The organism is Chromohalobacter israelensis DSM 3043 (genome assembly GCF_000055785.1).
GTDB classification, from domain to species: domain Bacteria; phylum Pseudomonadota; class Gammaproteobacteria; order Pseudomonadales; family Halomonadaceae; genus Chromohalobacter; species Chromohalobacter israelensis.
Genome location: NC_007963.1, coordinates 1,032,510 through 1,055,793, shown reverse-complemented (window position 1 = coordinate 1,055,793; position 23,284 = coordinate 1,032,510). Strand labels below are relative to the sequence as shown.

23 protein-coding genes are annotated in these 23,284 nt (G+C 65.7%); 10 read left to right on the top strand and 13 right to left on the bottom strand.

The features are described 5' to 3' along the window. Positions 1 to 30: 30 nt before the first annotated feature. From CSAL_RS04830 to gap, 4 genes are all read right to left on the bottom strand, one after another. Positions 31 to 870, bottom strand: coding sequence for a dienelactone hydrolase family protein (locus tag CSAL_RS04830; RefSeq protein ID WP_011506243.1), 840 nt, complete (start codon positions 868 to 870; stop codon positions 31 to 33). A 36-nt stretch (positions 871 to 906) separates the two neighbouring features. After that, on the bottom strand, positions 907 to 2,223 hold the full coding sequence (locus tag CSAL_RS04825; protein WP_011506242.1) for a sensor domain-containing diguanylate cyclase: 1,317 nt from the start codon (positions 2,221 to 2,223) through the stop codon (positions 907 to 909). A gap of 74 nt (positions 2,224 to 2,297) precedes the next feature. Continuing rightward, the gene (locus CSAL_RS04820; RefSeq protein ID WP_011506241.1) at positions 2,298 to 2,585 is read right to left on the bottom strand and encodes a hypothetical protein; all 288 of its coding nucleotides are present in this window, start codon (positions 2,583 to 2,585) and stop codon (positions 2,298 to 2,300) included. A 372-nt stretch (positions 2,586 to 2,957) separates the two neighbouring features. Continuing rightward, on the bottom strand, positions 2,958 to 3,959 hold the full coding sequence (gene gap, locus CSAL_RS04815; protein ID WP_011506240.1) for a type I glyceraldehyde-3-phosphate dehydrogenase: 1,002 nt from the start codon (positions 3,957 to 3,959) through the stop codon (positions 2,958 to 2,960). A gap of 166 nt (positions 3,960 to 4,125) precedes the next feature. On the opposite strand from gap, the gene edd reads away from it, so the two are divergent. The 6 genes from edd to CSAL_RS04785 all read left to right on the top strand — a co-directional run bounded on the left by edd (position 4,126) and on the right by CSAL_RS04785 (position 11,468). Beyond that, complete coding sequence (edd, locus tag CSAL_RS04810; RefSeq protein WP_011506239.1) at positions 4,126 to 5,997, top strand: phosphogluconate dehydratase; 1,872 nt, start codon at positions 4,126 to 4,128, stop codon at positions 5,995 to 5,997. After that, positions 5,994 to 6,953, top strand: coding sequence for a glucokinase (gene glk / locus CSAL_RS04805; protein ID WP_011506238.1), 960 nt, complete (start codon positions 5,994 to 5,996; stop codon positions 6,951 to 6,953). The genes edd and glk overlap by 4 nt, the downstream gene beginning before the upstream one ends. After that, positions 6,950 to 7,861 (top strand): D-hexose-6-phosphate mutarotase, encoded by a 912-nt coding sequence (locus CSAL_RS04800; protein WP_011506237.1) that lies wholly within the window; start codon positions 6,950 to 6,952, stop codon positions 7,859 to 7,861. The genes glk and CSAL_RS04800 overlap by 4 nt, the downstream gene beginning before the upstream one ends. Further along, positions 7,858 to 8,733 carry an aldo/keto reductase gene (locus CSAL_RS04795; RefSeq protein ID WP_011506236.1) on the top strand — a complete coding sequence of 292 codons (876 nt, stop codon included), beginning with the start codon at positions 7,858 to 7,860 and terminating at the stop codon, positions 8,731 to 8,733. The genes CSAL_RS04800 and CSAL_RS04795 overlap by 4 nt, the downstream gene beginning before the upstream one ends. A gap of 120 nt (positions 8,734 to 8,853) precedes the next feature. Further along, positions 8,854 to 10,500, top strand: coding sequence for a glucose-6-phosphate isomerase (pgi, locus tag CSAL_RS04790; RefSeq protein ID WP_011506235.1), 1,647 nt, complete (start codon positions 8,854 to 8,856; stop codon positions 10,498 to 10,500). Next, positions 10,497 to 11,468 carry a carbohydrate kinase family protein gene (locus tag CSAL_RS04785; RefSeq protein WP_011506234.1) on the top strand — a complete coding sequence of 324 codons (972 nt, stop codon included), beginning with the start codon at positions 10,497 to 10,499 and terminating at the stop codon, positions 11,466 to 11,468. The genes pgi and CSAL_RS04785 overlap by 4 nt, the downstream gene beginning before the upstream one ends. 64 nt (positions 11,469 to 11,532) lie before the next feature. Here CSAL_RS04785 and CSAL_RS04780 read toward each other — a convergent pair whose 3' ends face one another. Continuing rightward, positions 11,533 to 12,090 (bottom strand): DJ-1/PfpI family protein, encoded by a 558-nt coding sequence (locus CSAL_RS04780; protein ID WP_011506233.1) that lies wholly within the window; start codon positions 12,088 to 12,090, stop codon positions 11,533 to 11,535. A 165-nt stretch (positions 12,091 to 12,255) separates the two neighbouring features. On the opposite strand from CSAL_RS04780, the gene CSAL_RS04775 reads away from it, so the two are divergent. From CSAL_RS04775 to CSAL_RS04765, 3 genes are all read left to right on the top strand, one after another. Then, positions 12,256 to 12,939, top strand: a complete 684-nt coding sequence (locus CSAL_RS04775) for a hypothetical protein (protein ID WP_011506232.1) — start codon at positions 12,256 to 12,258, stop codon at positions 12,937 to 12,939. Positions 12,940 to 13,022: 83 nt separating this feature from the next. Beyond that, positions 13,023 to 13,949, top strand: coding sequence for a LysO family transporter (locus tag CSAL_RS04770; RefSeq protein ID WP_011506231.1), 927 nt, complete (start codon positions 13,023 to 13,025; stop codon positions 13,947 to 13,949). A gap of 124 nt (positions 13,950 to 14,073) precedes the next feature. Next, a complete protein-coding gene (locus CSAL_RS04765) occupies positions 14,074 to 15,081 on the top strand; it encodes a LacI family DNA-binding transcriptional regulator (protein ID WP_011506230.1) in 1,008 nt (335 codons plus the stop codon). Between the two features lie 40 nt (positions 15,082 to 15,121). On the opposite strand, the gene CSAL_RS04760 is transcribed toward CSAL_RS04765, so the two are convergent. Further along, complete coding sequence (locus CSAL_RS04760; RefSeq protein WP_035411189.1) at positions 15,122 to 15,661, bottom strand: gluconokinase; 540 nt, start codon at positions 15,659 to 15,661, stop codon at positions 15,122 to 15,124. A 158-nt stretch (positions 15,662 to 15,819) separates the two neighbouring features. On the opposite strand from CSAL_RS04760, the gene CSAL_RS04755 reads away from it, so the two are divergent. Further along, positions 15,820 to 17,166, top strand: coding sequence for a GntT/GntP/DsdX family permease (locus CSAL_RS04755; RefSeq protein ID WP_011506228.1), 1,347 nt, complete (start codon positions 15,820 to 15,822; stop codon positions 17,164 to 17,166). Between the two features lie 118 nt (positions 17,167 to 17,284). Here CSAL_RS04755 and CSAL_RS04750 read toward each other — a convergent pair whose 3' ends face one another. From CSAL_RS04750 to CSAL_RS04720, 7 genes are all read right to left on the bottom strand, one after another. Then, positions 17,285 to 18,421, bottom strand: coding sequence for a tRNA nucleotidyltransferase/poly(A) polymerase-related protein (locus CSAL_RS04750; protein ID WP_043557979.1), 1,137 nt, complete (start codon positions 18,419 to 18,421; stop codon positions 17,285 to 17,287). 4 nt (positions 18,422 to 18,425) lie between these two features. After that, positions 18,426 to 18,758 carry a thiosulfate sulfurtransferase GlpE gene (glpE, locus tag CSAL_RS04745; RefSeq protein WP_011506226.1) on the bottom strand — a complete coding sequence of 111 codons (333 nt, stop codon included), beginning with the start codon at positions 18,756 to 18,758 and terminating at the stop codon, positions 18,426 to 18,428. A 25-nt stretch (positions 18,759 to 18,783) separates the two neighbouring features. Then, entirely contained in the window at positions 18,784 to 19,602 is an 819-nt protein-coding gene (locus tag CSAL_RS04740; RefSeq protein ID WP_011506225.1) for a symmetrical bis(5'-nucleosyl)-tetraphosphatase, read from the bottom strand. 87 nt (positions 19,603 to 19,689) lie between these two features. Then, positions 19,690 to 20,073 carry a Co2+/Mg2+ efflux facilitator ApaG/CorD gene (apaG, locus tag CSAL_RS04735; RefSeq protein WP_011506224.1) on the bottom strand — a complete coding sequence of 128 codons (384 nt, stop codon included), beginning with the start codon at positions 20,071 to 20,073 and terminating at the stop codon, positions 19,690 to 19,692. Beyond that, on the bottom strand, positions 20,070 to 20,885 hold the full coding sequence (gene rsmA / locus CSAL_RS04730) for a 16S rRNA (adenine(1518)-N(6)/adenine(1519)-N(6))-dimethyltransferase RsmA (protein ID WP_035411202.1): 816 nt from the start codon (positions 20,883 to 20,885) through the stop codon (positions 20,070 to 20,072). The genes apaG and rsmA overlap by 4 nt, the downstream gene beginning before the upstream one ends. A 33-nt stretch (positions 20,886 to 20,918) precedes the next feature. Beyond that, the gene (pdxA, locus tag CSAL_RS04725; protein WP_011506222.1) at positions 20,919 to 21,938 is read right to left on the bottom strand and encodes a 4-hydroxythreonine-4-phosphate dehydrogenase PdxA; all 1,020 of its coding nucleotides are present in this window, start codon (positions 21,936 to 21,938) and stop codon (positions 20,919 to 20,921) included. Continuing rightward, entirely contained in the window at positions 21,938 to 23,245 is a 1,308-nt protein-coding gene (locus tag CSAL_RS04720; protein WP_011506221.1) for a peptidylprolyl isomerase, read from the bottom strand. Before CSAL_RS04720 ends, pdxA begins: the two co-directional genes overlap by 1 nt. Between the last annotated feature and the right edge of the window lie 39 nt (positions 23,246 to 23,284).

The window sequence follows — 23,284 nt, the reverse complement described above, 5'->3', positions numbered from 1 at the left end:
GCGGCGAGACATCGACCCGCCGCCCGGCGTTTATTCCGCGTCGTCCCGGTTCAGCGCGCGGTCCAGCGCCACCAACGCCGCCTGCCACGATGCCGCATCCGCTGCGGCATCATAGGCCAGCGGCAACTCGAATTCTTCGGCCTCGACATCGGCATGCGGATTGCTGAAACCGTGCTTGGCGCCGGGGTATTGCACGACCCGCACCTCGGCACCCTCGTCGCTCAAGGTCTGCGCCATCGACTCCAGCGCCTGCGTTTCCACCAGCGCATCATCCGCGCCATTGTGGATCTGCACGATGCCGTCGAACGGCTGCGGCGAGGAAACCGCCTGCGTGGGACTGCCATGGAAACTGATCGCGGCGTCGATGGGCATGCCCGCCAGCGCCATGTTCATCACCACACCGCCGCCGAAACAGTAGCCCAGCGCCGCCATGCGGCCATCACGCACGTAGGGCTCCTTGCGAAGCTTGGCCATGGCCGCTTCGAGACTGGCACGTGCCGTTGGCCAGTCGTTCATGACGCGCTGGGAAAACGCCTTGGCATCCTGCGGATGCGTGGCGGTCTGCCCCTTGCCGTACATGTCCACCGCCAGGGCGACGAACCCCAGGGCGGCGAGCTGGTCGGCACGCGACTTGGCGTAATCGTTGAGTCCCCACCATTCGTGCACCAGCAATACCGCCGGCCGCGGCTCGTTGTCATTGACGTTGCGAGCCAGGTACCCCTGATAGGTCTTCCCGCCCGTGGAATACTCGAACGTCTCGCCGACCACCTTGGGACCTTCCACCGTCTCCGCCCAGGCACCGAGGCTCAACATCCCCAGGCAACAGGCCAATAGCAGCCGCACCATGTTCTTCCCTCCGATACGTGGCATGCGTTTCTCCTTGATTCTTGATGATATCGTCGGCGCTTACGCCGTTTGCGCCGGTGCCTGGTGTACCCGATTGCGACCGTTGCGCTTGGCGGCATAGAGCCCCATGTCGGCTCTGTGCAACAAGGACTCCACGCCCTCGCTGGTCTGGCGCTCCGCCACACCGAAGCTGACCGAGAAACTCAGCCATTCACCGTGGAACTCGACACGCACGCTCTCGAACTTCTTGCGCAACCGCTCGGCGAGCAGCGCCGCGTCGTTCAATGACTGCCCGGCCAGCATCAACGAGAACTCTTCGCCGCCGATACGCCCGAAGACGTCCTGATCGCGTAACGCCGTGCGACATATTTCCCCCACGCACGCCAGCACCAGATCGCCGGCGGCATGTCCCCAAGTGTCGTTGATCGTCTTGAAATGGTCGATATCGAAGATCACCAGCGACATGCGCTGGGCAACATGATCGGCAGCTTCCAGCCCGCTGCGCAAGCAGCTCAGATAGGCGCCACGATTGAGTGCCCCGGTCAGGCTGTCGGTGGTCGACAGTTCCTGCAGACGGTACTCGCGATGCTTGCGATCGGTGATATCCCGCGCCACGGCGAGAATCCACTCGTACCGCCCAGTGTCGGCATTCAAAGAGGGGGAGCAGCATGTCTCCAGCCACACGTAATGGCCGAGTCGGTGGCGCATGCGCAATTCCATGCGCAGCGGTTCGCCGTGCAACGAGGCGTCGTGGATCAGACGTTGAACGCGCGGCGCATCGTCCGGGGGCAGCAATTCGAGCAGCCCGCGCCCACGCAGTCGCTCGGCACGGTGGCCGAGAATGTCTTGAATCGACGGTGAGGCAAAACGGCACGCGCCCTCGGCATCCATCAGCACGATGGCATCGCTGACGTTTTCGACGATGAAGCGATAATGCCGCTCACTTTCGGCAAGGGCCTCGAGGCGTGCCTGGACGGAGTCGGGCCGGGTAATGTCGACAAGGGCGCCGACCAACTCCACGACCTCTCCTGCGGCGTCGCGGTGGACAGCGATATCGTCCTGCAGATAGCGCTCGCTGCCATCATCGCACGTCATCCGGTAGCGCAAGCGTATGCGCGACTCGCCCGCCTCGAGAGCCGTGAACAGACGCTGCTCGACACCACTGGCGTCCTGCATGCGTTCCATCCACAGCGCGGGCGCTTCGCGCAGGCGCTCGCGTGACGCGTCGATCATCTGCGCGACGTTATGGCTGACGTAATGCAGGTCATGGCGCCACCAGCCGGGACCGGTCGCATAGAAAATGGCGGAAGAGGTCGCCAACAATGCATCGCACTCGCTGGGGAAGGTGGAGAAATTCTTCGCGGCCGGTATGTCCATAATGAGTCATCGCCCCACTTCCAGACTTCGTGACGAACCCACGCGACCGCTGATTCGACGAAGGCGCAAGCGGATTACCGCATGCCGGCACGCCGGCGTGAAGACGGCTCCGGCGAGGTCTCCGGCTCGGCTTGATCAACGGGTCGGCGATCATGGGTCTCGAGATAGGCCGACACCAGGGTGCGCAGCTCTTCGATGCTCAGCGTCACGCGCTCGCAGCGGGCTTGACCCGTCCATGCGACATAGACGGCTGGCGTGTCGCGCGACTGATCGACCCCCGTAATCTTGCCTTGGCGATTGCGGTGTCCATCGCGCAGCATGACACCGACCAGCCGATGAGCCTGTTGCACAAAATCGCGCATGATGCCGTTCCGTTGATGAGAAATAATGCATGCCCACACAGTCTAACACAGGGCGGTAGCGAAACCCGACCACTAAGCGTTGACAATCCGGACATGGCGACATCACTCATTACAGGAGCTTGAGCATCGTCGCGCAAGAGGCAATCCGACGGCGGCCATTCGATGACGCGTTACCTTCCACATCGACCTCGGGCGTCGAATCTTGAGCGTCGCGCACAAAAAAAGGCGCCCTTCCGGGGCGCCTGACTCCCCCGGCATCATCGATGCCGCAAGGGGCGAGAGCGAACGGACAACGATCGAGCGGAGCCGTGAGTGCGCGAGACGTATGTCCGGCCGCTCCCACACGGGGTGGTTACGTCACCGACTGCCGCGTTACTTGGCCGCGTGCATGGCCAGTGCCGTATCCAGCATGCGATTGGAGAAGCCCCACTCGTTGTCGTACCACGCCATCACCTTGACCAGGCGTCCGTTGACGCGGGTGTGATTGGCATCGAACGTGGACGAGTTGGCATCGTGGTTGAAGTCGATCGACACCAGCGGCTGGGCATTGGACGCCAGCACCGGCGACTGGGCGGCCGCCTTCTCGACGATCTCGTTGATTTCTTCCTTGGTGGTCTCGCGACCGGCGGTGAAGGTCAAGTCGACCAGCGACACGTTGATTACCGGCACGCGGACCGCCAGGCCGTCGAACTTGCCCTCGAGCTCGGGCAGCACCTTGCCCACCGCCGCGGCGGCACCGGTCTTGGTGGGGATCATCGACTGGGTCGCGCTGCGCGCCCGGTACGGATCCTTGTGATAGACGTCGGACAGGTTCTGGTCGTTGGTATAGGCGTGCACCGTGGTCATCAAGCCGCTCTCGATGCCCACGCCTTCGTGCAGTGCCTTGGCAACCGGTGCCAGGCAATTGGTGGTGCAGGAAGCGTTGGAGACGACCCGATGCTCGCTGGTCAGCACATGCTCGTTGACCCCGAACACCACCATGGCGTCGGCATCGCCACTGGGGGCGGAAATCAACACCCGCTGAGCACCGGCATCGAGATGCTTGGCGGCGGCGTCACGCGAGGTGAACAGCCCGGTGCATTCCATCACCAGGTCGACATCGAGAGAGGCCCACGGCAAGGCTGCCGGGTCGCGCTCGGAGAGCGTGCGGATGCGATCGCCATCGACGCTCAGCGACTCGCTGTCATGCGTCACGTCGAACATGAAATGCCCATGCACGCTATCATGCTTGAGAAGGTGGGCATTGAGCGACGGGTCCCCCAGATCATTGATGGCCACGACCTCGATGCGATCTCGATAACCGTTCTCGTAGAGAGCCCGCAAGGCGTTACGGCCGATACGCCCAAACCCATTGATTGCAACTCGCAGCGTCATAATGGCTTCCTCTCTTTGATTGGCGTGAACCCAAGGATACGATAGACATCTTTTGGAAGAATACTACAACTATTCCCTTAATTTGGGCGAAAGACGCACGACCATCAAGGTATTTTTTTGCTAAATTTACCTACATGACCACCCCGACACTCGATGAGGTTCGACCATGTCCTTAAATCAGACCGTCGCCAGCGTCACCCAACGGATCGAGGAGCGTTCGCGCCCGCGCCGCGCGCTCTACGAACAGCACATGCAGGAACAGCAGCGGCGCGGCGTGCACCGGGCCGAGCTCTCGTGCGGCAACCTCGCCCACGGTTTCGCGGCTTGCGGCAGCGGCGACAAGGACCGCCTCAAGCTGATGAACAGCGCCAACCTGGCGATCGTGTCGTCATATAACGACATGCTCTCGGCGCATCAGCCTTTCGAGACCTTTCCCGCCACCATCAAGGAAGCCGCCCGTCAGATGGGCTCCACGGCCCAGTTCGCCGGCGGGGTCCCGGCCATGTGCGATGGCGTGACCCAGGGGCAGCCGGGCATGGAGCTGTCGCTCTTCTCGCGCGACGTGATCGCCATGTCCACCGCCGTGGCCTTGTCGCACAACATGTTCGATGCCGCCCTCTTCCTGGGCATCTGCGACAAGATCGTGCCCGGACTGTTCATCGGCGCGGCGCGTTTCGGCCACCTGCCTGCCGTCTTCGTGCCGGGCGGCCCCATGAAGAGCGGTTTGCCCAACGACGAGAAATCCCGGGTCCGCCAGCTCTACGCCGAAGGCAAGGTCGGTCGCGAGGAGCTGCTGGAGGCAGAGTCCCAGTCCTACCACAGCCCCGGCACCTGCACCTTCTATGGCACCGCCAACTCGAATCAGCTGATGATGGAGATGATGGGGCTGCACCTGCCCGGCGCCTCGTTCGTCAATCCCGGCACGCCTCTGCGCGAAGCGCTGACCCGCTATGCCACCGAGCAGGCCATTCGTCATGCCGAAAGTACCGGCAACTACCGGCCCTTCTACAAGCAGATCGACGCCCGCGCCATCGTCAACGCCATGGTCGGCCTCCTGGTCTCCGGCGGTTCCACCAACCACACCATGCACCTGGTCGCCATGGCCGGCGCCGCCGGCATCACCATCACCTGGGACGATTTCGCCGAGCTCTCGAGCGTGGTCCCCAGCCTGACGCGCATCTATCCCAACGGTAAGGCCGACATCAATCACTTCCAGGCCGCGGGCGGCATGAGTTTCCTGTTCCGCGAACTCATCGACGCCGGCTTGATCCATGCCGACATTCCCACCGTGTTCGGTACCGACATGCACGCCTATACCCAGGAACCCTTCCTCGAGGATGGGGAGCTGGTCTGGCGCGAAGGCCCCGGCGCGAGCCTCGACGAGGACGTCCTGCGGCCGGTGGCCAATCCTTTCGCGGCCACTGGCGGCCTGGCCGTGCTCGACGGCAACCTGGGACGCGGCGTGATCAAGATCTCGGCGGTCAAGCCGGAGAACCGCGTGGTCGAAGCGCCGATACGTCTGTTCGATGACCAGAATCAGCTCAAGGCGGCGTTCGAGGCCGGCGAACTGGACCGCGACGTGGTCGTGGTGGTGCGCTTCCAGGGGCCTCGGGCCAATGGCATGCCCGAGCTTCACAAGCTCACGCCCTACCTGGGTGTGCTGCAGGACCGTGGTTTCAAGGTCGCGCTGGTGACCGACGGACGCATGTCGGGCGCTTCCGGCAAGGTGCCCGCCGCCATTCACGTGACGCCGGAAGCCGTCGACGGCGGCCCGCTGGCCAAGTTGCGCGACGGCGACGTGATTCGTCTCGACCCCGATAACGGAGAGCTTCGTGCCCTGGTCGGCGACGCCGAGTGGCAGGCACGCGACAATGCCACGGCCGACCTCGACCATCACCATCACGGCCTGGGGCGTGAACTGTTCGCCGGATTCCGCGCCCTGGTGGGCGGTGCCGAAGACGGCGCCTCGGTATTCGGCGGTTTCGACGCGCAAGCGCTGGAGCCCACCCAGGCCTCGCGGGTGGAGCAGGACGCATGACCCGACCGGCACTGATCGGCGATATCGGCGGCACCAATGCGCGCTTCGCCCTGGTGACGCCGGGGGCGTTCGACCTTCATGACATCAGAACCCTGCCCTGCGCGCATTATCCTTCGCTGTCCGACGCGATTCGCGCCTACCTCAAGGAGGTGGGCGCCGAGATGCCGACGGAAGCCTGCCTCGCCTTCGCCTGCCCCGTGCACGACGACGAGGTCCGCATGACCAACAATGCCTGGCGCTTCTCCAAACGCCAGGTCGCCGAGGAATTCGGCTTCACCCTGTTCAAGGTCATCAACGACTTCACCGCCCAGGCCCTGGGCGTGCCCCACGTGGCGGACGACGAACTCGTCGCGCTCGGGGACGGCGAGGCCGCGCCGGGGTGCACGCGCTTGATCTTCGGCCCCGGCACGGGCCTTGGCATGGCGGGGCTCTTTCCCGGTCAGCATGACTGGATTCCGCTGCCTACCGAAGGCGGCCATATCTCCTTCGCCCCCACCGATCAACACGAACGTGACCTGCTGGCCTATTTTCAGGCACGCTACGGGCGCGTCTCGGTGGAGCGCATTCTCTGCGGCCAGGGGCTTCTGGACCTGTACCGCGCGCATGCTCAACTGGCCAAGCAGGTCGCGCGCTACAACACCCCGGCGGAGGTCACCGGCGCGGCCCGGGCCGGCGATCCCCTGGCACGCAACGCCCTCGAGCGATTCCTCAAGATTCTCGGCGACGTCAGTGGCGACGCTGCCCTGATGCTCGGCGCGCGCGGCGGGGTCTATCTGTGCGGTGGCATTCTGCCGCGACTGCTCGACTGGCTGCCGCACAGCCACTTCCGCGATGCTTTCGCCGACAAAGGGCGCATGCACGCGTACACTGCCCACATTCCCGTGTGGGTGGTCACGGCACCCTGGAATGGGCTGCTGGGCGCCTGCGAAGCATTACACAACGAGGAGGTGACATGATCCCCGACTCCCTGCGTCAACTGCTCGACGCGACGAAGGGGCAACGCGAGGCCGAATGGCAAGGCCGTCGCGTGCTGTTGTTCAACACGGCCTGGGGAGAACTCGCGGTCTCCCTGCAGGGCGCCCAGGTACTGCACTATCTGCCGTTCGCCCCTGCCACCGGACGAGCGGCAGACGCCCGGCCGGCACCCGGCAAGGAGGATGGCTGGCTGTGGGTCACTCCCACGCCACAGGCGCTGCCCGGCACGATCCGCGGCGGCATCCCGGTATGCTGGCCCTGGTTCGCCGATGAATCCCCCGACGGCCGCGGTCCCATGCACGGCACCGCACGCCAGGCCGAGTGGCGGCTCGACGGCGTCGACGACGAGGACGAAGGGGTCGAGGTACACCTGTCGCCGACCGCCTCCCTCGACGAGCAACTCACGCCCCGGGTGATGATCCATGCCAGCGCCCAGCGCCTGCACGTCGAACTGATCACCGAGCATCGCGGCGAAACGCCAGTCAAGCTGACCGCCGCGCTACACACCTACTTCGCCGTCGCTCACGTGCATCAGTGTCGTGTCGAGGGACTGGCCGGTGCCCGCTACCTCGATAAGCGCCGCGACTTTTCCGAGGCGCACCAGCAAGGCGAACTCGGGGTTCGCGGTCCGCTCGATCGCATCTACGAATCCAACCGCCCGGTGATCCTGGACGACGACGAGCGTCGCCTCAGAATCGCCAAGCAGGGCAGCGACTCCACCGTGGTCTGGCATCCCGACAGCCAGTTGCCCGGCGACACGCCCGCCGAGGCAGGTCTCCACTTCCTGTGCGTCGAAGCGGCCTGTACGCGCGTCGACCCCGTATGGCTGGTGCCCGGCGCCCAGCACCTCCTGGCCACGACCCTGACCCGAGAGGATCTTGCGCAATGAGCGATGAGCTGGCGTTCGACGTTCCCTTCGTACTCGGCATGATGCGCCTTCACGAGCGCCCCGAACTGGCCGATGCCACGCGCCTGGCCGACTGGATCGAGGCGCGCCTCGACGAGGGCCTGGTGTGGTTCGATCATGCCGACATCTACGGCAATCGCGAGTGCGAACGCCTCTTCGGCGAGGCCATGGCACGGCGGCCGGCGCTCAAGTCCCGCGTCAAGGTCATCACCAAGGCCGATATCGTGCTTCCCGCCCGCGATCACTCGCGCTTCGGCGTCAAGCACTACGACACCTCGCCCGCCTATCTGGAAGAACGCATCGACGCCTCGCTGTCCCAGCTGGGGGTCGAGCGTCTCGATCACTTCCTGCTCCACCGCCCCGACCCCCTGCTCGATGCCCATGCCACCGCCGCCGCGCTGGATGCCGCCATCGATGCCGGCAAGATCGGCGCGGTGGGCGTGTCCAATTTCCTGCCCGAGCAGTGGCGGCGGCTCCAGGCCGCCATGCGTCATCCGCTCGGCGCCCACCAGTTCGAGCTGTCGCTGGCCCGCCCGGAAGTGCTGTTCGATGGCTTCTACGATGCCGTGATCGCCGATGGCCTCGCCCCCATGGCCTGGTCGCCGCTGGGCGGCGGTCTGGTCTTCGAGGATGTGCTGGGCAGTGCGCTGGCGCATTTCGCCGAGACGTTCGACTCCAGCACCGCCGGACTGGCCCTGGCCTGGCTGCGCCGCTTGCCGGGACATCCCGCCCCGGTCATCGGCACCCTCAAGGAAAGCCACATCCAGGCGCTGCACCGGGATAGCAGCCTGTCGCTGGACCGTGCGACCTGGTTCGCACTGCTCGAGGAGGCTCGCAGTCATCGTGTGCCGTGAACGGCATGGCACATGCGGCTTTCGTCGAAGGCCCATTGTGACGCCGACACCAAGCTGACACGATTCATCCATCCGACCCGCGTAGGTCATGCCGCTCGATTCATGAAGAAGGATGACGCCATGTTCCAACTCACGCGCAGCGTCACCTGGCGCGCTCTCGAACGCCTCAAGCAGGAGACCTTCGACGACCGCATCAGTGATTACTTCGCCGCCGACCCCCAACGCTTCGAGAAGATGAGCCTCCGCGTCGGCGGCCTGTTTCTGGACTACTCCAAGCATCATGTCTCCGACGCGGTACTCGCCAAGCTGATCGAGCTCGCCGACCATTCGGCCCTGGTGCAGCGTCGCGCCCAGATGTTCTCCGGCGACATCATCAATGTCACCGAGGACCGCCCGGTACTGCACACCGCCCTGCGCCATCTCGGCGACGAGCCCGTCTATGCCGACGGCAAGGACGTCATGCCCGAGATCCAGAGCACCCGCGAGCAGATCAAGCGCTTCTCGGAAGCGGTGCGCAGCGGCGAGTGGAAGGGATACAGCGGCGAGCGGATCAAGGACGTGGTCAACATCGGCATCGGCGGCTCGGACCTGGGGCCCAACATGGCCTGTCGCGCCCTGCTCAAGTACCGCCACCCGGAGCTCAATTTCCACTTCGTCTCGAACGTCGACGGCACGCACATCCAAAAGGTCCTCCAGCGCCTCGACCCTGCGACGACGCTGTTCATCGTCTCCACCAAGACGTTCTCCACTCAGGAAACGCTGCTCAACGCCAAGACCGCGCGGCGCTGGTTTCTCGACAATGCCGGCGAGGACGCCGATGTCGGCGCCCACTTCATCGCCGCGTCGACCAATCGCAAGGCGGCGATGGAATTCGGCATTCGCGAGGAAAACGTCTTCGAGTTCTGGGCCTGGGTCGGTGGGCGTTACTCGATGTGGTCGTCGATCGGCCTGCCGATCGCGCTCTCCATCGGCTTCGACGGCTTCATGGAGCTCCTCGAAGGCGCCCACGAGATGGACCGCCATTTCATCGAAGCGCCCTTCGCCGAGAACATGCCGGTCCTGATGGCATTGATCGGCATCTGGTACATCAACTTCATCGGCGCCGAGACGCATGCCATCGTGCCCTACGATCAGGCTCTGCATCAGTTGCCGTCGTTTCTCCAGCAGCTCGACATGGAGTCCAACGGCAAGTCGGTGGACATCTTCGACCAGCCGGTGAATTACAAGACCGGCCCCATCGTGTGGGGACAGACGGGGTCCAATGGGCAGCACGCGTTCTTTCAGTTGCTGCATCAGGGCACCCGCTACGTGCCCATCGACTTCATCGCCTCGCTCAAGCCCGAACCCGGCTTCGAGGATCATCACTTCGCCCTGCTCACCAACATGCTGGCGCAGGCCAATGCCTTCATGGAAGGCAGCCAGGACGGCAGCCAGCTGGACCCCTACAGCTGCCCCGGCAATCGCCCGTCGAGCACACTGCTTCTCGACGAGCTGACGCCCCGCAACCTGGGCGCACTGATTGCCCTGTACGAGCACAAGGTATTCGTCCAGGGCGTCATCTGGAACATCAACTCCTTCGATCAATGGGGCGTGCAGCTCGGCAAGCGCATCGCCGGCGAAATCAGCGAACGCATCGACACCAACGTCGGAGACTTCGATGCCTCGACCCAGGGGCTGCTGTCGCTGGTCCGCGAGTACTTTCCCGCCTCGACGCCGGACGCCAAGGCATCGGACAACAACAAGAAATCACGAGGGAAGACGTCATGACCCCGCTCATTGCCTTCGGCGAGGCACTCGTCGACATGCTGTCCAATCGCCTGGATGGCGCGGCCGACGACCTGCCGGAGACCTTCACGCCCTATGCCGGCGGTGCGCCCGCCAATGTCGCCGTGGCCTGTGCCCGCCTGGGGCTGCCGAGCCGCTTTCTGGGCATGGTCGGGGAGGATCGCTTCGGCGACTTCCTGGTCGAGGAGCTCGCGCGCCATGGCGTCATGGTCGAGGACGTGTGCCGCACCCGCGAAGCGCGCACGGCCCTGGCCTTCGTCTCGCGCGATGCCCACGGCGAGCGGCGCTTCGACTTCTACCGGCCGCCGGCGGCGGATCTGCTCTATCGGCTCGAGCACTTGCCCGCGGGTATCTTCGCCGAGCCGACGATTCTGCATCTGTGCAGCAACAGCCTCACCGATGAAGCGATCGCCGAGACCACGCTGAGCATAGCCGAGATCGCGCGACGCGGCGAGGCCCTGGTCAGCGTCGATGCCAATCTGCGCGCCAACCTGTGGCCCGACGCACGTGTCGATATCGGTCGGGTCACCGCCCTGCTCGACCAGGCCCACCTGCTGAAGCTCTCCCGCGAGGAACTGGATCTGCTGCGCGGCGATCACGAGGCAGAGGCCTGGCTGCAATGGCGTCTGGCGGCAGGCGTGCGCCTGATCGTGATCACCGACGGGCCGGCCCCGGTCGCCGTGCACCGACTCGGGCAGGTCCTGCATATCGACCCACCGCAGGTCCGCGCCGTGGACACCACGGCGGGCGGCGATGCCTTCATCGGCGGGCTGCTGGCACAGCTGGCCGCGGCCGACGTCACCGCCTCGACCTTCAGCGACTGGTGCCAGGACGAAGACCGCCTGCGACGCGCCGTCGAACTGGCCTGCCGTTGTGGCGCCTTCGCCGTGACGCGCCCCGGCGCCTACTCGGCGCTCCCCACTCGCGACGATCTCGACGCCATGACCTGATGCCCGGCGGGGCGGCACTGCCGCCCCGCCGGATACGCACCGCAGCGACGCCTGTCCGGCACCCTCACAGCAAGGCGTTGAACTGCTTGAGCCATTCGGGATGCGCGGGCCACGCCGGGGCCGACACCAGGCGTCCGCAGGTCACCGCCTGATCGACTGCGATCTCGGCGAATTCGCCGCCCGCCAGGCGCACCTCGGGCGCACAGGCCGGATAGGCGGAAACACGCCGCCCGCTCAGCGATACCGCGGCAGCGAGCAGCTGCGCGCCGTGGCAGATGACGGCAACGGGCTTGTCGGCTTCCATGAAATGGCGCACCAGTGCCAGGACACGCTCGTCGAGACGCAGGTATTCAGGAGCACGCCCGCCCGGAATCACCAGGGCGTCGTAGCGAGAGGCCTCGATATCGGCGAAACTGGCATTCAGGCTGAAATGGTGACCAGGCTTCTCGGAATATGTCTGATCGCCCTCGAAGTCATGAATCGCCGTCTTGATACTGTCGCCCTTTTTCTTGTCCGGGCAGACGGCCTCGACGTTGTGCCCCATCGCCTGCAACGCTTGAAACGGCACCATGATTTCGTAGTCTTCGACGAAATCCCCGGCGATCAACAGTATGCTGGCCATGCGTCAGCCTCCTGAAAGGGAAGAGAAAAGTGATACCATGCCGCTGCTTTCAGCGTAGCGCCTGACGCGGCGCATCGCACGCGAAAGCCTGTCACGCCTCGCTCCCCCATCCATTGCCGGCTTCATGCATTGCCACATGTTCAAAGCCCCACGGCGGAGGAACCCATGCCCGGATTGTCGCGCCTGGTGATGCCGGTACTGGTGATGGTCCTGAGCGGCCTGAGCGTCGCTGCCAACGCCCAGGCCACGCCAGCCCCTTTCAACGCCACCTACCACCTGCGCCTCGACGGCTGGCCGGATGCCGATGTCCAGCATCGCTTGAGCCACCTTGGCGGGAACGACTGGCAGAGCGAAATGCGTGCCAGCGTGCTCACCGCCGAGGGCTACGAACGCGGCAAATTCCGCCTCCAGGACGACGGCGTGCAAGCCTGGCACTATGCCAGCGGCTTCACCCTGTTCGGCCTGGGCGAGCGCTATCACCTGTCCGCGCGCGAGCTGGCCACGTTGCCGGACCGTCAGAGCGCCTTGTTCATCCTTTCCCGAGGGCTGGACACGGCCCCTTGCCAGCGCGCCGCCGCCCCGCCATGCCGGCTGGCGTATGCCGATCATAAAGGCCGCCCCGAGGCGTTCGCCTATCACGTGGGCGCCCCGCAAACGCTCGACGTGCCGGCCGGCGCGTTCGAGGCCCGCTGGGTCGAGGGCTGGAATCCGGAGAAGCCCGACCGGCGCCTGCACCTGGCCTTTTCCGTCCAGCGGCCCGGCCTGCTGATCGCCGTGGAATATTACCGCGACGGCGAACTCGCCAGTCGCATGGCACTGACCGAGCTGGACCGGGATGAAACGCGCTAACCGCCCATAAGCAAAAGCTTTTGCGTCGCCGCGAACGCTCGCATAGAGTGGCGAGCTTTCGTGGATTTCTACCTGGAGCGAGCATGCTGGCCGGATTGCTGTTGATCTTGTTGCCCTTGATCCTGGGCTATCTCATCCCGATTCGTCATCGCGGCGTTCTGGCCCTGATCGAGCGCGGCGTGAACGCCTCGGTCTACATCATCCTGTTCCTGATGGGCGTCAGCCTCGCCGGCCTCGAGGATCTGCTGGGCCAGCTATCGCGCATGAGCGGCCAGGCCGCGACCTTGTTCGCGATCATCACGCCGCTCAACCTCCTCGCACTGGTCTGGCTGTCGCGCCATAGCCGCCTGCGCGCCGGCGAGTCGCCGCGCGTCGCCGACGCACCGACCAGTACCGGCGCGGCGCTGGCCGGCTCGCTGTCGCTGGCAGGCGTGGTGGTGCTGGGCATCCTGTTCGGCGCGGCCGCCCGGCACTGGGAGCTTCGGGTCGTGCATGCCTGGGCGGAGCCTCTCGCGGAATGGGCGCTCTACCTGCTGCTGGCGTTGATCGGTTGCCAGTTGCGCAACTCGGGCATGCCGCTCAAGCAGATTCTGCTCAACCGTCACGGCCTGGCCATCGCGATCTGCGTCGCGCTCAGTTCGCTGCTCGGCGGCTTGCTGGCCGCGCCGTTGCTCGATCTGCGCTGGAACGAGGGCCTGGCCATGGCCGCCGGGTTCGGCTGGTACTCGCTGTCCGGCATCCTGATCGGCGATCAGCTCGGCCCGGTGCTGGGCGGCGTAGCGTTCTTCAACGATCTCGCGCGGGAGCTCTTCGCCTTCCTGCTCATTCCCCTGGTCATCCATCGCGCCACGCCGCTGGCCATCGGTTACGGCGGCGCGACCTCCATGGACTTCACCCTGCCCGTCATCCAGCAGCACGGCGGGGTGAGCTGCGTCCCCATCGCCATCGTCAACGGATTCCTGCTGTCGCTGCTCTCGCCGCCCTTGATCCTGCTGCTGTTGTCTTTCTGACGCCTTCCCGACGCACCCGCCTTGCGACCATGGCCCAACAGTCATGTCCAGCACGAGATGCTAATCTCCTGGAACGTTACCGCTAACATCGCGGCATAACAGGACAAGGGGATGGGGAAGAGACATGCCGCGTCGTTCGTCGGGTCGCGTCACGCTTCAGGATATCGCTGAACGCGTCGGCGTCAGTAAAGTCACGGTGTCGCGCGCCCTGCGCGAGCCCCAACGGGTGTCCGAGACCCTCCGGCTGCGCATCGAGGAAGCCATCGAGGTGCTGGACTACATACCCAATCGCCAGGCCGGCGCCTTGTCCAGCGGACGCAGCCTGAGCGTGGCACTGCTGGTGCCGTCGATTTCCAATTCGGTGTTTTCCGACGTGCAGCGCGGGGTCGACGAAGGGCTGCGCGAGGCGGGCTATCAGGTCCTCATCGGCCATACCGGATATTCGATACTCGAGGAGGAACGCCTGATCGACACGTTCCTGGCCTACGGCGTCGACGGCTTCGTACTGTCCAGTACCCGGCATACCGATCATGCCCAGCGCCTGCTGACCCGTGCCCGGCTACCGGTGGTCGAAACCATGGAACTCACCGAGACGCCGCTGGACATCAACGTAGGACTCGATCAACGTGCGGCCGGACGCGCCATCGGCGAGGCGCTGATCGCCGCCGGCTATCGACGCATCGGGTTTTGCGGCGCGCGCCTCGACTACCGCGTGCAACTGCGCCTGGCGGGCTGGGAAGATGCCTTGAAGGCGGCCGGCCTCTCGACGCAACGCTGCCAGACGACCCCGCGTCCGTCCTCGTACCGCCTGGGGGGAGAGCTGCTCTCGGCGATGCTCGAGCGCTGGCCGGACATGGATGCCGTGTTTTGCTGCAATGACGATCTGGCGGCAGGGGCCTTGTTCGAGTGCCAGCGTCGACGCCTCGACGTGCCCGGACAACTGGCGCTGGCCGGCTTCAACGGCCTGGACATCACCGACGCCACCTGGCCGACACTGACCACCGTCGTCACACCGCGCCGCGCCATCGGCGAACGTGCCGCCAGCACGCTGATCGCGCGCTTGCGGGGCCAGCCCCGCGAGCCGTGCCGCCACGACATGGGCTTCGAGATCGTCCTGCGCCAGAGCACCTGACGCAGCGAAGACCGTCGGCACGAACGGCGCGGCACCGACCTCAGGACGCGCGCTCGGCGTTGCCGCGTGCCAGGCCTTGCACACTGAGCGCGACCACCTCGTCCAGAGTGGCATCGATATCCACGGTGACCGCTTCGTCGGCGCCGGGCGCCTCGAGCGTCGCCAGCTGGCTGTCCAGCATTGCCTCGCCCTTGAAGAAGTGGTCGCGACGCGCCAGCAGGCGTTGCAGCAGCACGTCCCGCGTACCGGCCAGGTGCACGAAGTTGAGCGCGGCATCGCCACGCCGCAAGCGATCGCGGTATTCGCGCTTGAGCGCCGAGCAGCCGATCACCAGCGTCTCATCGTTGTCGCGGCCCTCTCCCACGAGGTCGGCCAGGCGCGACAGCCAGCCCGCGCGATCGTCGTCGTCGAGCGGCTCGCCTTGCGCCATCTTGGCCACGCTGGCGGCGGAGTGATAGTCGTCACCGTCGATGAAGCGCCCGTTGAGCGCCGCCGCCAGGCGCTCGCCGACCGAGGTCTTGCCGCACCCCGACACACCCATCACGATGATCCGCTGAGTTTTGCCCGTCGACTCCTGCATGGTCGCGTTTCCTCGTTTCTGTATTCGCCTTTCGGAGCATTGTTGCGAACGGAATGTTACCGGTAACATTCATTTTCCTAAATCCGACGCCAAGGCACAACGCGACCATCGCCGCATCCCTCGTTGCCGGTCGCGCCTCCACTAGAGGTTTCGAACACATGGATAACGCCACTACCCTGCTCCTCTCCGCGCTGGGCGGCATCATCTTGCTGCTGTATCTGGTCATGCGCCTGCGCCTGCATGCCTTCGTCGCCTTGTTGACGGTCAGCCTCATCGTGGGCCTCACCACGGGCATGGACCTCGACGCCATCCTGCAATCCGTGCAGGACGGCATGGGCGGCACGCTCGGATTCGTGGCCACCGTGGTGGGCCTGGGCGCCATGTTCGGCAAGATGCTGGAAGTCTCCGGGGGCGTCGACCGCCTGGCCAGCACCCTGCTCGACCGTTTCGGAGAGAATCGCTCGCAATGGGCCATGGGGGTTACCGGTTTCCTGGTCGCCATTCCGGTATTTCTGGATGTCGCCTTCATCATCCTGGTACCGCTGGTCTATGCCCTGACACGGCGTACCGGGCGCTCGCTCCTTTATTATGGTATCCCGTTGCTGGCGGGGCTGGCTGTCACCCATTCGTTCATCCCCCCGACCCCCGGCCCGATCGCCGTGGCGGAACTGATCGGCGCCGACCTGGGCTATGTCATTCTGTTCGGCGCCATGGCGGGTCTGCCGGCCATGGTCATCGCCGGCCCCCTGTTCGGGCGCTATATCGCCAAGCACATCGATGCCCGGATTCCCGAGTACATGGAGCTGCCCAAGAGCGAAATCGACAGCACCGGCCTGCCGAGCTTCAAGCTGATCTTGAGCATCATCCTGCTGCCCCTGGTCCTGATCGTGCTCAATACCGTCTCCGGCGCGGTGCTGGCCGATGACAACCCGCTCGTCGCCACTCTGGCGTTCGTGGGCCATCCCTTCGTGGCGCTCACCCTGGCGACGCTGCTGTCGTTCGTGTTTCTCGGCACGCGCCGCGGCATGAGCCGTGAAAACGTCATGGAAGTCGCCACCAAGGCCCTCGAGCCGGCCGGTATCATCATCCTCGTCACCGGTGCCGGCGGCGTCTTCAAGCAGATGCTGATCGACTCCGGCGTCGGCGATGTGATGGGGCAGTTGATGGCCGACAGTGCCCTGCCGCCGATTCTGCTCGCCTTCTTGATCTCCACCGCGGTGCGCGTGGTGCAAGGCTCTGCTACCGTGGCCATGATCACCGCCGCCGGACTGATGGCGCCGCTGATCTCCACGCTGGGGCTGGAAGGTCCGGTGCTCGGACTGATCGTGATCGCCATCGCATCCGGCGCCACGGTGCTCAGTCACGTCAACGACTCCGGCTTCTGGCTGGTCAACCGATACTTCGGCCTGACCGAGGCACAGACCCTGAAGAGCTGGACAGTGATGGAAACCCTGATCGGTCTGGTGGGGCTTGCCGCCGCATTGATCATCGGGCTGTTCGTGTAATCTCTCGTCATGCATCGCATGAAACGCAGAACGCAGAAGGGGCCTCGATGGCCCCTTCTGCGTTTGCATATCGCGGTGTGTCTCTTTCCGTGGCACGCAGCGCGATCACGGCCAGGGCTTACACGTTACACTGCCCGACCACCTCATCGATACGGGCCTGACGCCGCTGTGCCAGCGCGTCGCCCAGTGCCTTGCCGCGATAGCCCTCCTCGAGCAACGCCTGCGGCTGGATCGCACTCGCGGCCTGCCAGGCCTCATCGACGCATGCGGCCAGCGCCGGCGTTTCCATCGCCAGGTAACGCTGCAGCGGCGCGACACGCTCGGACCGCCGCCAGGCATCGATGGCATCGAACCAGGCCATCACGTCGGAGCCCTCCAACCCGCCATCGCCGTGCTGCCGCTGCAGCGCGCGGGTACGTGCCACCTGGCGGGCCAGATCCCGCCATGCATTGGGCACGCGCAGGCGTTCGCACAAGGCCTCGCGCGCCTCGTCCTCCAGTGCTTCGAGCAGGCGCGCCCAGCGCCACTGCGAAGGCTCGCCGCCGGCGGGCAGTCTCGCCATGGCCGCTTCGCCACGCGCGAGCATGTCGGAGGCATCCAGTTCCGGCATCCACACGGCAAGAGCACCGCACTCGTGCAGCGCCTGGAAGTAGGCCATGGGGTGAGGCTCGCCCAGGGCCTTGACGGTCTCCTGCCACACGCGCTCGGCGACCAGGTGAGCGATTTCACCGTTGTCGCACAGCCCCCGCATCAGACGCTTGGTATCGTCGGCAATGACGAACCCCAACTCACGGTAGCGTGCCCAGAAACGCGCCGTGCGCAACACACGCAAGGGGTCTTCGACGAAGGCCTCGGAGACATGGCGCAGCACGCGGGCATCGAGGTCCTGCCGGCCATCGAACGGATCGACCAGCCGGCCGTCGCGATCCTCGGCCATGGCGTTGATGGTCAGGTCGCGGCGCGCCAGATCCTCTTCCAGCGTCACCTCGGGGCTGGCATGGACCACGAAACCGGTATAGCCATGACCCTGCTTGCGCTCGGTGCGCGCCAGGGCATATTCCTCATGGGTGACGGGATGCAGGAACACCGGGAAGTCACGCCCGACGGGGACGAACCCCCGCGCCGTGAGCGCCTCCGGCGTGGCGCCGACCACGACCCAGTCCTCGTCGGTGACCGGCCACCCCAGGCGCGCGTCACGCACCGCGCCGCCCACGCGATAGACGTCGAGTCCTTCGAGGGCATCATCGGGCTTCACGGTCTCAGCTCTCGACACGATCGGGATGGCGCGCGGCCCAGTCGGTGAAGCCGCCATCCAGGCTATAGACGTCGCTGAACCCCTGCCCCGCCAGCCAATTGGCCGCCTGCTGACTGGAATGACCGTGATAACAGACCACGACCATCGGGCGCTCGCGGGGGGTACGCTCGAGCAGCCCCGCCACGCTGGTATTGTCGAGGTGCTGACTGCCCGGGATATGTCCCTGGGAAAAACTCAGCGGATCACGGATATCGACCAGCGTCAGCTCGCAGGCCGTGTCGAGCCAATGCACGAGCGTGCTCGGCGCGAGATGGGTAAACGCAGTCTCTTGGGTCATCAAAACGCTCCTCGGATGGCAGGTGTCAGCGTGAGGCGTGGGCCGGTTCGACATGGTACTCGCCGCTGACCAGGTCGAGCGCGGTCAAGGCACCGCCCCACACGCAGCCGGTGTCCAGCGCCAGGGCACGGACCCGCGCGCCGGGCGTCGCCCCCTGCAGCGCCGCCCAATGACCGAACACGATACGAGGATCATCGTCTCGCGCATAGGTGAACCAGGGCGCGAAACCTTCGGGCGCACTGTCCAGTCCTTCCTTGGCGGCAAAGTCGAGCGTGCCGTCGGCGGCGATGAAGCGCATGCGCGTGAAGGTATTGACGATCACCCGCAGGCGGTCGATCCCCTCCAGCTCGTCGGTCCAGCGGGCCGGCGAGTTGCCATACATCGCCGCCAGGAAGTCGCCCACCGCCTCGCCGCGCAACGCTCGCTCGACCTCGGCGGCATGCTCGGCCGCCTGCGTCACCGACCAATGCGGCGGAAGCCCGGCATGGGTCATCACCGCGTCCAGCTCGTCATCGCGCACCAGCAAGGGCTGCCGACGCAACCAGTCGAGCAGCTCGTCGCGGTCGTCGGCCTCGAGGATCGGCGCCAGCGTATCGGAACGCTTCAGCGGGGCGCCGGCCCACGCCGCCGCCAGCAGGTGCAGGTCATGGTTGCCCAGTACCACGCGGGCGCTGTCCCCCAGCGCCTTGACCGCGCGCAAGCACGCCAGCGACCCCGGGCCGCGGTTGACCAGGTCGCCTACCAGCCATAACCGATCACGGCGCGGCTCGAAGGCGATGCGTTCCAGCAAGGCCTCGAACTCCGCGTGGCATCCCTGCAAATCGCCGATGGCATACGTCGACATAGTCTCTCCTGAACGGTCTTGGTGGCTGGAACAAGCCGGGGACTGCCCTTCATGCCTGGTGGCCTGCAGGCCCGCCCCCTCCCCCGATCAATGCACCTGATTGGGGCCGGCGAGACGAAAGGCCGCGATGGGCACCTCGAAGGCGCGCTGTTCGGTGGTGTCCAGGCAGGTGTAGCTGCCTTCCATCACCCCGACCGGCCCATCGAGCACCGCCCGGCTGGTGTAGCGAAACTGCTGGCCGGGGCCGATCAAGGGCTGCTGTCCGATCACCCCCTTGCCACGCACTTCCTGCACCTTGCCGCTGCTCTGGGTGATCTTCCAGTGACGCGCCAGCAGCTGGATCGAATGCGCCGACCGGTTGTGCACGGTGATCGTGTAGCTGAACACGTAACGCTGGTCGCCGGGCGCGGACTCTCCCGCCTGGTATTCGGGTTCGACATGCACCTGGATGTGCTCGACGAGCTCGCTCATGGTGCCGTCTCCGCCACATGGTTGGCGATACGTACCAATTCCTCGACGCTGAGCGTCTGCGGACGACGGCCGGGATCGATGTCCAGCGCCGCCCAGGCCGTGTCGTCGAGGCGTGTCTTGAGATTGTTGCGCAGCGTCTTGCGCCGCTGACCGAAGGCTTCGCGCACGATATCGCCGAACAGCGCCTCGTCGTGGGCCACGTGCGGCGGTTCGTCATGCGGTATCAGGCGCACGATCGCCGATTCCACCTTGGGACGCGGCGTGAAGGCTTCCGCAGGCACCACGAAAAGATTGTCCACGCGGCAATGATACTGCGTCATCACCGACAAGCGCCCCCAGGCCGCACTGCCCGGCGTCGCGGCCAGACGCTCGACCACTTCCCGCTGCAGCATGAAGTGCATGTCGGCGATGGCACCACGCGCCGTCAGCAGGTGGAAGATCAGGGGCGTGGAAATGTTGTAGGGCAGGTTGCCGATGACCCGCAGAGGCTTGCCGGGCGTCTCGCCCTCCGCAGCCAGCGCCGCGAAATCGAACTGCAGCGCATCCCCTTCGTGGATGACGAAGTCGGGGTAATTGAAGAACTGCACCCGCAGCCCGGGTATCAGGTCGCGATCGAGTTCGATGACTTCCAGTGCACCGACGGCGTCCAGCAACGGCTCGGTCAAGGCGCCCTGACCCGGGCCGATCTCGATCAGCCGCTGGTCGGAACGCGGCGCGATAACGCGAACGATACGATCGATCACGCCGGTGTCGCGCAAGAAATTCTGGCCGAAGCGTTTACGGGCCTGATGGGCCGGAGGGCGATTGGACATGGGCGTTGCGTGTTCCTTGGGGAAATCGGGCATTCAGGGGCGAGACGTGCCACCACGGACCATGCGGACGGCGACATCGAGCGCCACGCGCAGGCTGCCGGCCTCGGCCCGGCCGCTTCCGGCCAGATCGAGCGCCGTGCCGTGATCCACGGAAGTGCGAATCAACGGCAAGCCCAGGGTCACGTTGGCGGCCTCGCCAAAACCGGCGTACTTCAGTACCGGCAGGCCCTGGTCGTGGTACATGGCCAACACCGCATCGGCATCGGCCAGATGGCGCGGCGTGAACAGGGTATCGGCGGGCAGGGGGCCGACGAGGTCCAGGCCCTCGCCGCGCATCGCCGCGAGTGTCGGCGCGATGATATCACGCTCCTCCACGCCCAGATGGCCATCTTCACCGGCATGCGGGTTAAGACCGCAGACCAGGATGCGTGGCCGCGCGATGCCGAAGCGGCGCCGCAGGTCCGCCTCGAGGATCGTCAGCACGCGCCGCAGCCCGCCGGCGTCGATGGCATCGGCCACCGCACGCAAGGGCAGGTGCGTCGTGGCCAGCGCCACGCGCAATGCCGGTTCGGTGCGCTCGGTGGCCAGCAGCATGACTACCTCGTCGACATCGCAGGCATCGCGCAGATACTCGGTATGGCCGGTGAAGTCGGGATAGCCGCCTTCGATGATGGCCCCCTTGTGCAAGGGAGCGGTCACCATGGCATCGGCGCGCCCCTGGCGACACGCGGCGATGGCGACATCGAGCGTCTCGAGCACATAGCCGGCATTGGCAGGATCGAGGCGCCCGGCCTCCACCGGTGCGCGCAGGGCCACGGGCCACACCGGCAGCACCCCGTCGCGGGGGGACGGCACCGGGTCGCCGTCGGCGAGCGGCACGATGCGTACGTCAAGCGCCAGGCGCGCGGCACGCGCGGCCAGCAATGCCGGATCGCCGACCGCCACGACACGTGCTTCGAGCGTCCCCCACGACGCGGCCAGGGCCAGCGTCAGATCCGGCCCGATCCCCGCGGGCTCCCCCGTGGTCAGGGCCAGTAGCGGGGAGGAGGCCATCACTGGCGGCCGTCTTCCAGGCGGTTGTCGATATAGGCCCCGGAGCGGATTTCCTGCGTCCAGGCTTCCATCTCGTCGCTCACCTTGCGCTGGAACAGCGTCTGACGAATCTGCTCGCGCTGCGCGTCGCGGGTCACGTCCTGACGACGCCGATCCTCGAGCTCGATCACGTGGTACCCGAAGCGTGAACGTACCGGCTGCGACAGTTCACCGACATCCAGCGCTTTCACGGCATCTTCGAACGCCGGCACCATCTGGCCGGGACGCGTCCAGCCCAGCTCGCCGCCGTCGAGGGCGCTGCCATCGTCGTCGCTGTATTCCTGTGCCAGCGCGGCGAAACTCTCGCCATTGGCGATACGCTGACGTATGTCGCGGGCCAGCGCTTCGGCCTGCTGATCGTTGCGGTTCGGGTTGGTGCCGATCAGGATATGGCGCACACGGTTCTCGGTGACCACGCGCTTCTGCTCGCCCTGCTGGCCACGCGTATCGATCAGCTTGACCAGATGGAAGCCGCTGGGGCTGCGAATGGGCTCGCTGACCTCGCCGTTGGATAGCGTGGGCACCACGTCGGCGAACAGGCTGGGCAGCTGATCGCCACGCCGCCACCCGAGGTCGCCGCCCGACAGCGCCTGCTGGCCGTCGGACTCGGCCGTCGCGAGCTGCGCGAAGTTGGCGCCATTCTGCAACTGCCGATACAAGTCACGCACCTTGGCCTGTGCCTGCTCGACCTGCTCGGGCGTGGGCGACTCGGGCACCGAGACGAGAATGTGGGCGAGATGATACGCGGTATCGGCGGTCTCGCCTTGCTGATCGAGGTAACGTTCCACTTCGCGGTCGGTGACGTTGACGCGGCTCGCGACCTGGCTCTGCTGTACCTGACGCAACAGCATCTCGCGACGCACCTGCTCGCGCATCGAGGCCAGGGACATGCCATCTTCCTCGAGGGCATCGGCGAACTCGTCCATCGACATGCCGTTGTCCTCGGCGATACCCCGCACGGTCGCGTTGAGCTGGGTATCGTCGATGCTCAAGTTGGCGCGCTCGGCCATCTGCAGCTGAATCTGCTCGAGAATCATGCGGTCGAGCACCTGGCGTCGCAGATCCGCCTCGTTCGGCGCGGGAACGTTGCGGCTCGCCATTTGGCGGCGCACCTGCGTGACGCGATCCTCGAGCCGGCTCTGCATGATCGCATCCTTGTTGACGACCGCCACGATGCGGTCCAGCGGCTGGGGCTGCGCCGACGCCATCGATGGCGCCATCGCCACCAGCAGCATGAAGCCCAGAAAGGCGAACGATCTCAAGCGCATGAAGTCCTCTCTACGTTACTGTCTTGTGGTCGGCGCGAG